The sequence below is a fragment of the Pseudomonas sp. MWU12-2319 genome (assembly GCF_023242525.1).
Lineage (GTDB): Bacteria > Pseudomonadota > Gammaproteobacteria > Pseudomonadales > Pseudomonadaceae > Aquipseudomonas > Aquipseudomonas gingeri_D.
In genome coordinates, this window is the sequence record NZ_JALJES010000001.1 from 139,169 (window position 1) to 154,670 (window position 15,502).

At 65.8% G+C, this 15,502-nt stretch carries 2 protein-coding genes; both read right to left on the minus strand.

The window, feature by feature from the left end:
- Window positions 1-15 precede the first annotated feature (15 nt).
- Window positions 16-8,784, minus strand: coding sequence for a non-ribosomal peptide synthetase (locus M5C01_RS00560; protein WP_152736968.1), 8,769 nt, complete (start codon window positions 8,782-8,784; stop codon window positions 16-18).
- Window position 8,785: 1 nt separating this feature from the next.
- Window positions 8,786-15,502, minus strand: a complete 6,717-nt coding sequence (locus tag M5C01_RS00565; RefSeq protein ID WP_248764266.1) for a non-ribosomal peptide synthetase — start codon at window positions 15,500-15,502, stop codon at window positions 8,786-8,788.

Here is a 15,502-nt window from a genome sequence, read left to right on the forward strand (position 1 = left end):
GATCGTGCACTGGCCTTATTCAGCGGCCAGGCACTCCAGCACTGCATTCAACAACGCCGGACTGAGGATGACACTGTCATGACTCTCCTCCAGCACCCGCGACCCCGCCAGGCCATTGACCGAACATTCACGCAGCAACCGCGCCTCGGCCTCATGTATCCGCGCGGCACTGCGGCTCCCTGTCGCCCACCAGCAATCGACCTTCACCGCCAGCGGTTTCAGGCTGAAGGCCTCGCTCAACACTGCATTGGCATGCAACAGGCGATACCCGGTCTCGATCTCGTCCTGCAACGCGATATCGCGATGGATCTCGCGCAAGCGCTCGACACTCACCCCGCCTACCCCGGCCACCTGCTCGATCACCCACTCGACCACTGCTTGTTCATCACTCAAGCTCGCCCGCGCCTGTTCCAGGAAGCCCAGCACCGTCGCTTCATCGACCCCAGGCACAAAAGCCAGCAGGCTGCTCAACAACGGCCCATACAACCCAGGCTCCTCGACTTGCGCATCAGCCCGCACTTCAGGCTCGGCAGGGTGCTCCTCGCCCCCCTGGGGCATCAGCGAATCCACCAGCCCGACAAAACCCACCCGCTCACCCGCCTGCTCAAGACGATGGGCCACCTCGACGGCCAACGCCCCACCCAATGACCAGCCCAGCAGGTTGTAAGGCCCATGTGGCTGGGTGACGCGGATCTGCTCCAGGTAGTAGGCCACCATGCCGTCCCAGGACTCATCGAACCAGCCCGGCACCACATAACGCTTGTTGACCAGCCCATAGACCCGGCGCTGATTGCCCAGGGTCCCGGCCAACGGATAGTAGGCGTAGGCCCCACCACCACCAGGCGGCAGGCAGAACAGCGGACTCCGGTCATTGCGGCAGGCGTTCATGGCAATCACCGGCGACTTGACCCGCGCCTCCCCTTCCAGCAGGAAATCCGCCAGCGCCTCCAGGTTCGGCAGCAACAGGAAGTCATGCAGCTTGATCGTCACATCAAACGCCTCACGCAGGCGCCCGACCAGGGCAATCACCAGCAGCGAGTGCCCGCCACGCTCGAAGAAGTTGTCATCCAGCCCGACCCGCTCGACCTCCAGCACCTGCGCCCAGATAGCCGCCAGGCGCTGTTCCAGTTCGGTACGCGGGGCCCGGTAGACCGGCCCCGAGGCATTCACATCCGGCGCCGGTAACGCCCGGCGATCCAGCTTGCCGTTCGGGCTCAGCGGCATGCCTTCCAGCAGCACCAGATGGGCCGGCACCATATGCTCCGGCAATTGCGCCTTGAGATGGGCCTTGAGCGCATCACGCAACGGGCCTTGCGCCACAGCTCCGGCATCAACCAGATCGCGCTCGACCGGCACCAGGTACGCCACCAACTGCTTGCCCAGCGGCCCGTCGATATCGATGACGTTGGCCTCGCGTACACCCGGATGCTCCTGCAACCGCGCCTCGATCTCGCCCAACTCCACCCGCAAGCCACGAATCTTGATCTGATGATCGAGACGCCCGGCGTACTCGATCACCCCCTCGTCACGATAACGGGCCAGGTCGCCGGTGCGATACAAACGGCCACCGTGCTCGTCGAACGGGTCCGGGACAAAGCGCTCGGCGGTCAGCGCCGGACGCCGGTGATAACCACGGGCCAGGCCGACGCCACCGAGGTACAACTCGCCGGCGGCACTGAACGCGGCCGGCAACAGGCCGTTGTCCAGCACATGGCCCTTGAGGTTGTCGATCGGTCGGCCAATCGGCACGCTCAGCTTGTCATCCGCCGTGCAGGTCCAGTGGGTCACGTCGATGGCGGCTTCGGTCGGGCCATAGAGGTTGTACAACGCCGCCTGGGGCAGACGCTTCAGCACCTCCTGGGACAACTCGGCCGGCAACGCCTCGCCACTGCACACCAGGCGTCGGATGCCGCGGCAGCGCCGCACATCAACCCCGGCCATGAATACCTGCAACATCGAGGGCACGAAATGCAGGGTACTGACCTGATAACGCTCGATGCTCTCCATCAGTTGCTGCGGATCGCGATGCTCACCCGGCCTGGCGATGGCCAGGCGGGCGCCGGTCAGCAACGGCCAGAAAAACTCCCAGACCGACACATCGAAGCTGAACGGGGTCTTTTGCAGGACCGTGTCGTGGGCCTTCAGGTCATAGGCCTTCTGCATCCAGGCCAGACGGTTATACAGCGCCCGATGACTGTTGCCCGCACCCTTCGGCCGGCCAGTGGAGCCCGAGGTGTAGATCACATAGGCCAGATGGTCCGGTAACGTCAGGTTGCGCGGATTTTCCTCGCTGGCGGTAAACGACTCGGGAACATCCAGGCACAGGCTGCGCACATGGGCCGGGATCGGCAGGGTCTCAAGCAGATGGCGCTGGGTCAGCAGCAGGTCGATGCCGCTGTCCTCGATCATGTAGGCCAGGCGTTCGCGAGGATATTCAGGGTCCAGGGGCACATAGGCGCCACCGGCCTTGAGGATCGCCAGCAGGCCGATGACCATCTCCAGGCTGCGCTCGGCGGCGATCCCCACCAGCACATCCGGTCCAACCCCTTGCTCGCGCAAGCGATGGGCCAGTTGATTGGCCCGGGCATTGAGCTGGCGATAACTCAAGGCTTGTCCGTCGAACACCAGCGCCGGCGCCTCCGGCGAGCGCTGCACCTGGGCCTCGATCAGGCTGTGCAGGCACCAGGGTCCCGGATAGTCGGCATGGGTCAGGTTCCACGCGTCCAGCGTCTGCCGCGCCTCGGCGCCAGCGAGCATCGGCAGTTCGCCCAGGCGTTGCCGGGCCGAATCGGCCAGGGCCAGCAGCAGGTGTTCGAAATGCCCGGCCAACTGCACCACCGCCGCGTCCGAGAGCTGCTGCCGGGCATAGCGGTAGTCCACCGACATGACCTCGCCCACCTCCACCACCAGGGTCAGCGGATAGTGGGTCTGCTCCCGGCTCTGCAAGCCACTGAAGGACAGTCCGTTGTCAGCGCCCTGCTCCAGGACCTGCGAGGTCGGGTAGTTCTCGAACACCAGCAAGGTGTCGAACAGTGCTTCGCCGCTCCAGCCGGCCCAGCGTTGAATGTCATAGAGCGGGGTGTGTTCGTGCTCGCGCAAGGCCAGGTTGCGCGCCTGCACCTGCTGCACCCAGTCGCCGACCTGTAGCTCCGGCCCCGGGCTGCCCAGCACCGGCAGGGTGTTGATAAACAGGCCCAGTTGTTCCTCGACGCCGGGCAGGTCCGCCGGACGCCCGGACACCGTGGCGCCGAAGGTGACACTGCGCTGGCCGGTGTAGCGTTGCAGCAGCAACAGCCAGGCCGCCTGCACCAGGGTGTTGAGGGTTACCCGCTGCTCGCGGGCGAACTCGCCCAGGTGCAGGGTCCGTGCCGCATCGAGGGTCTGGCGATGTTCGCCATAACCCCGGGCCTCGGCCACACCACCGGCCTTGAAGGCCTGCACCAGGCGGGTCGGTTCGACGAAGGCGGCCATCTGCTCGGTCCAGAAACGCTGATCGGCGCCGCTGTCCTGGCGTTGCAGCCACTGGATGTAGTCGCGCAGGCGACTACCGGGCGGCGTCACCCCTTGTCCGTTGTAATGCTCCAGCACCTCGCCCAACAGCCGCGCACTGCTCCAGCCGTCCAGCAGGATATGGTGGTTGGTGTAGATCAGGTGGTGACGCTGTTCGGCGGTGCGCAATACCGTCAGGCGCAACAGCGGATCGCAGGCCAGGTCGAAGCCGCGTTGCAGATCCGCGTCGGCCAGCTCGGCCAACAACGCGTCAAGGCCGTCGCGGCCACGCAGATCCTGCTCGACAAACGCCAGGGCCTCGGTTTTGCGAATCACCTGCAGCGGTTGTCCGCTGCCTTCGGCAAAGCGCGCCCGCAGCGCCTCGTGACGGTCGATGGCGGCCTGCCAGGCGGCGCGGAAACGCGGCACATCGAGCCCCGTCACATCGACCCGCATCTGGTTCAGATAGTTGCCCGAGGCCGGTGCCGACAGGCTGTGGAACAGCATGCCTTGCTGCATCGGCGACAGCGGGTAGACGTCCTCGATGTCCCGCGCCGCCACCGGCAGACGATCCAGTTGGGCCTGGTTCAGGCCCGCCAGCGGGAAGTCCGACGGGGTCACGCCGTGGTGCCCGTCGTGGACGCAGTAAGCGATCACCTCGGCCAACGCCAGCTCGTACGCCGCCGCCAGGCCCTCGATGGTTTCGCCGCGATAGACCTCGCCACTGAAGCTCCAGTCCAGTTGCAACTGGCCGTCGTAGACCTGGCCATTGAGGCTCAGCCAGTTACCCAGCGGTGCGTCTTCACTCTGGCTCGCACCGCTGTCATCGGCGCTCGGGGTCAACAGCGCGCGCTCGCCAGGAGCGGCGTCGGTATTGAACTGCCCCAGGTAGTTGAAGGTCACCCGGGCTTCGGGCAACGCCTGCAAGGCCGCGACGGTCTCGGCATCACCGAGATAGCGCAGAATGCCGTAGCCGATGCCCTTGTTCGGCACCGCGCGCAATTGTTCCTTGATGCTGCGGATACTCGCACCCGGCTCGCCCTCGGGCGTGAGCCGCAGCGGAAACAGACTGCTGAACCAACCCACGGTACGGCTCAGGTCGAGGTCCTCGAACAGGTCCTCGCGGCCATGGCCTTCCAACTGGATCAGCGCCGAGGCCTGCCCGCTCCAGGTACACAGCACCTGGGCCAGGGCCGTCAGCAGCAGGTCGTTGACCTGGGTGCGATAGGCCGCCGGGGCCACTTTCAAGAGTTGTTGGGTGAGGTCTTTGCTCAGGCTCGAACGGGCGTAACGGACCTGGCGCCGGGTATTGGCCCCCAGCGGATTATCCCGGGGCAACTCGCCTTCTACATGCCCGAGACTCTGCAACCAGTAGTCGCGTTCGGCCTTGAGCAGCGGGCCATGGGCATAACCTTGCAGGTGCTCGGCCCAGGCCTTGAGCGAACTGCTGCGCGGTGCCAGGACCGGCGAACGGCCCGCCGCCAAAGCGGTGTAAGCCTGTTGCAGGTCTTCAAACAGCACACGCCAGGACACCCCGTCCACCGCCAGGTGGTGAATCACCAGCAGCAAACGCTGTTGCCCTTGCGGCAGGTTGACCAGCAGTGCACGCAGCAACGGCCCCTGTTTCAAATCGAGGCTGCGCTGGGCTTCGTCGGCCAGCTCGGTCAGCCGTGCCGGATCGTCGAGTTCGTGCACCCACAACGGATCAATCGCGGGGCCCGCGCGGAAGCTCGCCTGCCAGACGCCGTCCCTCAGCTCGAAGCTCAGACGCAGGGCCTCGTGCCGTTCGATAAGCATGTGCAGGGCATTACGCAGATGCGCCGGGTCCAGGGTTGTCGACGGTTCCAGCATCAGCGCCTGGTTCCAGTGCTGACGCTGGGGGATTTCCAGCTCGAAAAAGCGCGCCTGGATCGGCAACAGCGGCAGGTTGCCCCGCACCGTCTCGACCACCTCGGCCTTCTTCTCGATCAGCCGGGCCACCGTCGCCAGTTGGCCGATGGTCTGCTTCTCGAACAACTGCCGGGGGCTCAACCTGATGCCCTGGCGCTTGGCCCGGGCGATGATCTGCAGACTGAGGATCGAGTCGCCGCCCAGCTCGAAGAAGTTATCGCTGCTGCCGACCCGCTCCAGCTTGAGCACATCGGCCCAGACCGCCGCGAGTTTCTCTTCGATCTCGCCGACCGGCGCGGTGTAACGCTTGCCGGCGACGCCCGGTTTCGGCAATGCACGCTTGTCGAGCTTGCCGTTGGCGGTCAGCGGCAGGCGTTCGAGGGCGACGATATGCGCCGGCACCAGATACTCCGGCAGTTCGGCCAGCAAGGATTGGCGCAAGGTCTCGACTGCCAGTTCGGTGCCTGCTTCGGGAACACAATAGCCGACCAGTTGCAGGCGCGAGGCATCGCTGTCCAGCGGCAAGGCCAGGACCACCGCCTCACGCACACCGTCCAGGCCTTGCAGCACCTGCGCGACTTCGCCGGGCTCGACCCGGTAGCCACGAATCTTCACCTGGTCGTCGGCCCGACCGAGGTATTCCACCCGGCCGTCAATCATCCGCGCCCGGTCACCGGCACGGTACAGGCGTTCGCCGTGCCGGGACTCGGGATCGGGCACAAAACGTTCGGCGGTCATGGCCGCCCGTCCCAGATAACCCTGGGCCAGGCCGGCGCCACCGAGGTACAGCTCGCCGGCGACGCGTTCCGCCACCGGGTTGAGCCAGGCATCCAGCACCCGCGCCTGGTCGTTGGCCAGGGGCCGACCCACCGGCACCGTGCGGCAACCCGCCAGGAGCTCGCGGACTTCGTGGGTCAGGATGCCCACGGTGGTTTCCGTCGGCCCGTAGTGATTGACAATGCGGCACTCCGGCGCCAGGTGCCGGATCTGCTCGATCAGCGCCCAGGGGCTGGCTTCGCCACCGAGGACCAGCAATTGCCGGGGCAGCACGTCCGCCGGCCGCGCGGCCTGCAACAGGCCCTGCAAATGGCTCGGGACGATTTTCAGCACATCAACCTGGTGCTCGGCCATATAGGCCGCGAAGCCGTCGGGATCGAAGGCGTGTTCGGCGGCCATCAGGTGCAGTGGGCGACCGGACGCCAGGGCACCGAACAGCTGGGTATGACCGAGGTCGGCGGCAATGGTCGAGACCAGCGCCATGCTCGCCCCGGGCGCCAGCTCCAGGCGTTGCAACAACGCCTGCACATAGTTCGCCAAAGCCTGGTGGCTGATCAGCACACCCTTGGGCTGCCCGGTGGAACCGGAGGTGTAGATGATATAGGCCGGCTGTTCCGGCAGGACCCGGATCGCCAGGGATTCGGCGCTGCAATCGGCCCATTGTCCGGGGTCATGGGCCAGCACCGGGCAAACACCCAGGCCGGCGGACTTGTTATCGCCCGGCGCATGCATCAGCAGCGTGGCGGCACTGTCCTTGAGCAGTTGCTGCAAACGTTCGCTCGGCTGCGCCGTATCCAGCGGCAGGTAGACCGCACCGGTTTTCAGCACGGCGAGCAACCCGATCACCCACTCGAAGGAACGCTCCTGGCACAGGGCAATCACATCACCGCGACCGATGCCCCGGGCGTGCAGGTAGTGCGCCAGCCGGTTGGAACGCTGTTCCAGTTCATCGTAGTCGATCGACTGACCGGCAGTGTGCAGTGCCGCCTGACCCTGTCCGATCCGCCGACCCTGTTCCCAGAGCGCGAGGAAATCGGTAAAGGGCCATGGCCCGGCCTGGTGCTCGATGGGCTGGGCAGCGCTAACGGGTTGTTCCAGCAACGGTTGTTCAACGGCGCGCACCAATTGCTCCAGTACCTGACGCCAGGACGCGGCCATGCGCTCGATGGTTGCGGCCTCGAACAGGTCCGTGGCATAGGTGAAGCTGGCCTCGACGCCCTGTGGAGTGTCGGTGAAATCCAGGGCCAGGTCGAAGCGGGCGTCGACGATATCGATGGCGAAGGCTTCGACGCTCAGGTCCTGGGCCTTGTCTCCAGCGCTGGCAGCAGCCAGCACGTTCTGGTTGATCTTGACCTGGAACAGCGGGTTATGACCGAGGCGGCGCTCCGGGGCCAGGGCTTCCACCAGTTGCTCGAAAGGCAGCTCCTGATGGGACTGGGCGCCGGTCACCACCTGTTTCACCTGTTCCAGCAGTTGCTGGAAGCTGGCGCGTTCGTCCACCTGTACCCGCAGGACCTGGGTGTTGATAAAGAAGCCGATCAGTCCTTCCAGTTCCTCGCGGCTGCGTCCGGCATTCGGCGCGCCGATACGGATATCGGCCTGGCCGCTGTAGCGCGAAAGCACCACGGCCAGCGCCGCCAGGCTGAGCATGAAGAGGGTCTGGCCGTTCTGCCGGGCCAGGTTCTTGAGTTGTGCCGAGAGAGCGGGCGTCAGGTCGCTGTGGACGATAGCGCCACGATAACTCGGTTGCGCCGGACGCTCGTGGTCCAGTGGCAGCTCCAGCAACGGATGTTCGTCGCCCAGTTGTTCTTTCCAATAGGCCAGCTGGCGCTCGCCCTCGCCGGCTTCGAGCCAGGCCCGTTGCCAGATGGCGAAGTCGGCGTACTGGATCGGCAGCTCCGGCAAGGCCAGACGCGGTCCCTGTAGGAGCTGGCTTGCCGGCGATCGCGATGTTGTATTCACCGCCGTCATCGCCAGCAAGCCGGCTCCTACAGGGTTAGCGGCGCTTTCGAGTTCGCCGAGGTAGAAACGGATAAATTCACGAACCAACACCTCTCCCGACCAACCGTCGGAGATGATGTGGTGCATGCACAGGGTCAGCACGTGTTCGGCTTCGCCCAGGCGGAACAGCCTGACCCGCAGCACCGGCCCTTCCAGCAAGTCGAACGGCGCGCTCAGTTCGGCGGCGACCAACCCCTTGAGGTGCTCCTCGGCACTGTCGGCGACAGTCCCCGAGACGTCGACCCGCACCAGGCTCACCACGGACTGCTCAAGAATCTCCTGATGAAACGCGCCCTCATCCGAGACAAAACGCGTGCGCAGGCTTTCATGCCGCCGCACCAGCCGTTCCAGGGCCCGGCCCAGCGCCGCCTCATCCAGCCCGCCGCTCAAGCGCACCGCCATCGGTACGTTATAGGCGCTGTTACCCGGCTCCAGTTGCCAGAGAATCAGCATCTGCTGCTGGGCATGGGACAGCGGAATGCGCGGGACCTCGTGACGGGTGACGGCGATCGGCAGCAGCCTGAAGCTCTGCCCGGTCGCCTGCATCTTTTCCAGGATCTGGCGACGCTGGTCCAGGGGCAAGCCGACGAAGCGCCGGGCAATCCGTTGTGCCGTGGTGGTATCCATCTCAAGCCTCCGCCATGTCGTTCATCATGCGTTCAATGTCGGACAGCCCGTCATCGGTCAGGGAAAGGCCAGTGCCTTCAAGTGCCTGTGCAAACTCGTTCAATTGAGGTTTCTCGAAAATCATCCGAAGCGGTATGTCGATCCCCAGGCCCGAATGAATCCGGGAGATCACCTGGGCGGCCAGCAACGAGTGCCCGCCCAGTTCGAAGAAGTTGTCATCCAGGCCGACCCGCTCGACCTGCAGCACCTGCGCCCAGATTGCCGCCAGTTGCTGCTCGCGCTCGCTGCGCGGGGCCACGTAGGTTTGCTGCCAGGCGCTCGGGTCCGGCTTGGGCAGGGCCTTGCGGTCCAGCTTGCCGCCGGGGGTCATCGGCAGGGCGTCGAGCACCACCCAGTACGCCGGGACCATATAGTCCGGCAGGTTGGCCTTGAGATCGTCGCGCAGGGCATCGCGCAAAAGCTGTGGTGTGTCGTGCAAGGCCGGATCGGCGGGCACCAGATAGGCCGCCAGTTGCTTGCCGGACGGGCCGTCGACAGCCACCACCAGCGCTTCGCGCACCTGCGGATGCTGTTGCAGGCGCGCTTCGATCTCGCCCAGTTCGATGCGGAAACCCCGGATCTTGACCTGATGGTCGAGGCGCCCGGCATATTCGATCAGCCCCGCGTCGCGGTAGCGGGTCAGATCGCCGGTCCGATACAGCCGACCGCCACCCTGCCCGTCGAACGGATCGGGAATAAAACGCTCGGCCGTCAGCGCCGCACGGCCGTGATAACCCCGGGCCAGCAAGGCGCCGCCGATCAGCAACTCGCCCGTGGCGCCCTGGACCGCCGGGGTGAAATCGCTGTCGAGGATATACATGCGCCGGCCCCCCAACGGCCGCCCGATCGGCATCGACGACGGCTTGGGCAGTTCGCCGCGAACATAAGCGTCACACTCCAGGTAACTGGCGGTGATGGTGGTTTCCGTCGGGCCGTAGGTATTGAGCAGGCGCACATGGCCCAGCCCCGCCTGTTTCCACAGTTCGAGGCCTTCCGGTGGCATGGCCTCGCCGGTGGCACTGACCTGGCGCAGCGGACCGAAATCCCTGGGCGCCTGGCGACTGAATTCCTGCACCAGCAGGTACCAGTAGGCGGTGCTCAAATCCGCCACGGTGATGCCCGAGCGCAGAACTTCCTGGTGGAAGGTGTTGCTGTCCCAGACCTCGTTGCCGCGTACCACCACCGCTGCACCGTGACACAGGGCCGGGAACAGCTGTTCGACGAAGCCGTCGAAATTCAGGGTGGAGAACAGCAGCACGCGGTCCTCGGGTTGCAGGCGGAAATACTCGATGGCGACGTGGCCATGGGCGCTCAGGGCGGCATGGTCGATGGCCACGCCCTTGGGCTGGCCGGTGGAGCCGGAGGTGTAGATGATGTAGGCCAGGTTGTGCGGCTGCACCTGGCTGGCCGGAGCTTCATCGTCGATCCCCGGCAGCTGATCTTCGATCTGATCCAGGCACAGCGTGCGTAGCGAAGCCACCACCGGCAACTGCGCCAGCAGATGAACGTGGCAGAGCAACAGCTCGATGCCGCTGTCCTGCATCATGTAGGCCAGGCGCTCGCGGGGGAACTCCGGATCCAGCGGCACATAGGCGCCGCCGGCCTTGAGGATCGCCAGCAGCCCGACCACCATCTCCAGCCCACGATCCACCGCGATGCCCACCGGCACTTCCGGGCCGACGCCGAGCGCCCGTAGCCTGTGGGCCAGGCGGTTGGCCCGGCGCTCCAGCTCGGCATAGGTCAACTGCGCGTCGCCGAAGATCAGCGCCGTGGCCTCGGGAGTCGCCCGGGCCTGGATGGCGATCCGCTCGTGGACACAGGGCGTGTCCGGGTAGACGCCGTCGATACGGCTCCAGCGTTGCAGGATGCACTGGCGCTCTTCGTCGCCGAGCAGCGGCAGGTCGGCAATACGCTGCGCCACCCCCTGTTCAACGACAGCCCGCAGCAGATTGCGCCAGTGCCCGGCCATACGCTCGACGGTGGCGGCATCGAACAGCGCGGTGGCGTAGGTCAGGGCGGCCCGCAGGCCTTCTTCACCTTCGAAGGTGTCCAGCGCCAGGTCGAACTGGGCGCTATGGCCGCCGCTGTCCAGTCCTTCGATCCGCAAGCCCGGCACCTGGCGCACCGCGCCCTTGCGTTCGGTCTGGTGGTTGTAGAGCACCTGGAACAACGGGCTGTGGCTGAGGCTGCGCTCGGGTTGCAGGGCCTGCACCAGATGCTCGAACGGCAGGTCCTGGTGTGCCTGGGCACCCAGCGCCGCCTGCTTGACCTGGGCCAGCAACTGGCCAAAGGTGCTGTGCAACCCGAACTCGGCCTTGAGCACCTGGGTGTTGACGAAGAAGCCGATCAGGCCCTCGGTTTCCGTGCGGGTGCGGTTGGCGATCGGCACGCCGACGCGGATATCGGCCTGCCCCGAGTAGCGATGCAGCAGGGTCTGGAACGAGGCCAGCAGCAGCATGAACAGGGTCACGCCCTGCTCCCGGGCAATCGCCTTGAGCGGCACCAGCAAGGCCGGCTCGAAGGCCACCTCGAGGCGCGCGCCGGCACTGCTCTGCAACGCCGGGCGCGGTCGGTCGGTGGGCAATTCCAGCACGGGTTGCTGGTCGCCCAACTGACCGCGCCAGTAGTCCAGTTGCCGGGTTTCCTCGCCCGCCGCCATCCAGTCGCGCTGCCAGTGGGCATAGTCGGCGTACTGGAACGGCAAGTCCTTGAGCACCGGCGCATGGCCCTGGCTGAAGGCGGCGTAGTACTCGATCAACTCGTCGACCATGATCGGCATCGACCAGCCATCCGAGACGATATGGTGCAGGGTCACCACCAGCACATGGCGGGTCTGGCCAAGGCTCAACAAGCAGGCCCGCAGCAACGGCCCGTGTTGCAGGTCGAAGGGGGCCTCTACCTCCTGCGCCACCCGGGCCTTGACCCAGCGTTCGGGATCCTCGCCCAAACCCGGGTTGAACTCGTCCAGGGCCAGGGCAAAGACCCCGGCCGGTTGCACCCGCTGCACGCCCTGCCCGTCCAGTTGGCCGAAGGTGGTGCGCAGGCTCTCATGACGGTCGATCAAGGCCTCGAAACCGCGGCGCAAGGCTTCGCGATCCAGGGCCCCGTCCAGTTGCAGGGCCGCCGGGATGTGATAGGCGCTGTTGTCCGGCTCCAGTTGCCAGAGCAGCCACTGGCGTTGCTGGGCATAGGACAGGCGCAGCGGCTGGTCACGGTCGACCAGGCTGAAGGCCGGTGCGTCCTGCGCCTGATCCGTTTCGGCACTGGCGGCAAAGCCGCCCAGGTCGGCGGTTTCGAACAGGCTGCGCAGGGACAGTTCCAGACCCAGTTCCTGGCGAGCCCGGGCGATCACCTGGGTCGCCAGCAGCGAGTGGCCGCCCAGTTCGAAGAAGTTGTCCCGCAGGCCGACCTGTTCGACCTTCAGCACCTGGGCCCAGATCGCCGCCAGTTGCTCTTCGATTTCCCGCTGCGGAGCGATGTAAGACTGCTGCAGCACATGGCTGTCCGGCGCGGGCAAGGCCTTGCGGTCGAGCTTGCCGTTGGCGGTCAGCGGCAACGAGTCGAGCAGCACCAGGTGCGTCGGCACCATGTAGTCGGCCAGATGGGCCTTGAGGTAGTCCCGCAGTTCGCCATGCAGGGCCGTTGTCCGGGATTCATCCTGCAGCACCGCCGGGTCGGCGGGGACCAGGTAGGCCACCAGTTGGGTGCCGGTCGCGCCTTCCACCGCCAGCACCGCAGCCTCGCTCACCCGTGCGTGGCCTTGCAGGCGCGCTTCGATTTCCCCCAGTTCAATGCGGAAGCCGCGAATCTTCACCTGCTGGTCGCGCCGGCCGATGTATTCGATCGTGCCGTCGGCGCGCAAGCGCGCCAGGTCGCCGCTGCGGTAGAGGCGTCGGCTGCCCTGGGGATCGAACGGATCGGGGACAAAACGCGTGGCCGTCAGGTCCGGCCGCTTCAGGTAACCCCGTGCCAGCCCGGCACCCGCGATATACAGCTCGCCGACGCAGCCCGCTGGCAACAGGTTCAGCCCATCGTCCAGCAGGTACAGGGACAGGTCGCTGATCGGCTCGCCGATGGGGCTGCCGGCGGCCTGCTCAAGGTCGGCCAGGGACAGCGGCCGGTAGGTCACGTGCACGGTGGTTTCGGTGATGCCGTACATATTGACCAACTGCGGGGACTGATCGCCGCAGCGCTCGAACCAGGGCCGCAGGCCTTGCACTTCCAGGGCCTCGCCGCCAAACACGACGTAACGCAAGGCCAGCTCGCGCGGTGAATCGACGGCCACCGACAACAGTGACTTGAACGCCGATGGTGTCTGGTTCAGTACCGTCACCCGCTTATCGCAGAGCAGGCGGTGGAAGTCCCGGGGCGAGCGGCTGATGTCCTGGGGCACCACCACCAGCTTGCCGCCATGGAGCAAGGCACCGAAGATTTCCCAGACCGAGAAATCGAAGGCGTAGGAGTGAAACAGCGTCCAGACATCATCGGCGCCGAAGCCGAATTCGCCGTCGGTGGCACTGAACAGGCGCAGCACATTGCCATGGGGCAACAGCGCGCCCTTGGGCTTGCCGGTGGAACCCGAGGTGTAGATAACGTAGGCGAGATGATCGGCGCCGGTGACACAGGGCGGATTGTCCCGCGAGCGGTCTTGGGGCAGTTGATCCAGGTCGAGGCACTCGACATCTGCCGGTACTGGCAGGCGCCCCAGCAGGTGCCCTTGCGCCAGGAGCAGCTTGAGTCCGCTGTCCTCGATCATGTAGCGCAGGCGCTCGTCCGGGTAGCCGGGGTCCAGCGGCACATAGGCGCCACCGGCCTTGAGTACGGCGACAATCGCCACGAGCATCTCCAGCGAGCGCTCGCAGGCGACGCCCACCAGCACATCCGCGCCGACGCCCTGGGCGATCAGACGATGGGCCCACTGGTTGGCCCGGGCGTTGAGTTCGCCATAGGTCAGTTGCTGGTCGGCATAGACCACCGCCACCGCGTCCGGACGCCGAGCAGCCTGGGCTTCGATACGTTGTTGCAGGCAACCGTCCACCGGGTATTGCCGGGGTGCCGGGTTGCACTGGGCCAGGACTTGCCGCTGCTCGCTTGGCTCCAGCAGGGCGAGATCGGCGATACGCTGGTGGGGATTGGCGGTAATCGAACGCAGCAGGTTCAGCCAGTGCCGGGCCAAGCGCTCGACGGTGCTCGCTTCGAACAGGTCGGTGGCGTACTTGAATACGGCCTCGATACCCTGGGGTTGGTCGGTGGTATTGAGCACCAGATCGAACTGCGCCGTTTGGCTTTGCCAGTGCAGCGGTTCGATGCGTAATGCCTGGGACGGCGATAGTGGATTCACCGACGCCATCGCCGGCAAGCCGGCTCCTACAGGGGGCGCGGTGTTTTCAGGGTTGGCGGGGGTCTGTGGGAGCCGGCTTGCTGGCGATGACGATGTCACATTCAGCGATGCACCGGCAGGATTCACCCGATTGGCCGGAGCCTGCGCCTGGTGATTGAACATCACCTGGAACAACGGGCTGTGGCTCAGACTGCGTCCCGGCTCCAACGCCTCGACCAGTTGTTCGAACGGCAGGTCCTGATAAGCCTGGGCCTCTTGTGCCGTCTGCCAGACCTGGCGCAACAGCTCGACAAAAGCGTCCTGCCCGTCCACCTCGGCCTTGAGCACCTGGGTGTTGACGAAGAAGCCGATCAGCCGCTCCACCTCGGCCCGCTCGCGGTTGGCCACCGGCACACCCACGCGGATATCGCCCTGCCCGCTGTAGCGATGCAGCAGCGCCTGGAACGATGCCAGCAACAAAGCGAACAGGCTGACCCCTTGTTGTCGGGCCAAGGCCTTGAGCCCTTCGCTCAACCCGGGGTCGAGCACCAGGGCCTGACTGGCACCGGCAAAGCTGGGGGACAACGGACGCGGATGATCGACCGGCAACTCCAGCACCGGTTGCTCGCCGCCAAGCTTGCCCAACCAATATTCCAGTTGCCGCTCCCGTTCACCGGCTTCCATCCAGTGCCGCTGCCACAACGCATAGTCGGCGTACTGGATCGGCAGCGCCGGCAACTGCGGCGTACGGCCCTGGCTCAGGTCGGCATACAGCGCCAACAGCTCCTCGGTCATCACCTGCAAGGACCAACCGTCCGACACGATATGGTGCTGGGTCAGCACCAGCACCTGTTCATCGGCCGCCACCTGCAACAGCGCGGCCCGCAACAGCGGGCCACGGGCCAGGTCGAAAGGCGTCTGACTCTGTGCCTGGACAAAGGCCTGGACCCGCGCCTCACGCTCCGCCGAAGAGACAGGGTCGAGGGTGTGCAGATCGAGGCTGAAGCGAGCGGCGGGCACCACCACCTGCAGCGGTTGCCCGTCGGTCTGGGTGAACACCGTGCGCAGGCTTTCGTGCCGCTCCACCAGGGCCTGGAAGCTGCCCTGCAAGGCCTTTACATCGAGCCGGCCGTGCACCCGCAGGGCCGTGGCAATGTTGTAGGCGGAACTCTGCGGCGCCCATTGCCAGAGGAACCACTGGCGCTGTTGGGCGTAGGACAGCAGCAGGGGCTCCTCGGCCGCGCGGCGAAACACCGGCGCGACCTCGAACAGATTGATGCCCTTGTGCTTGAGCAACGCCGCCAAGCCTTTGCGCTGCCTGGACGAGAGTTGCCCCACCGACTCGATTAACCCTTGCAC

Bases quoted from the DNA above. Each gene is read 5' to 3' on its own strand.
- M5C01_RS00560 (WP_152736968.1), bottom strand. From the start codon at position 8,784: ATGGATACCACCACGGCACAACGGATTGCCCGGCGCTTCGTCGGCTTG.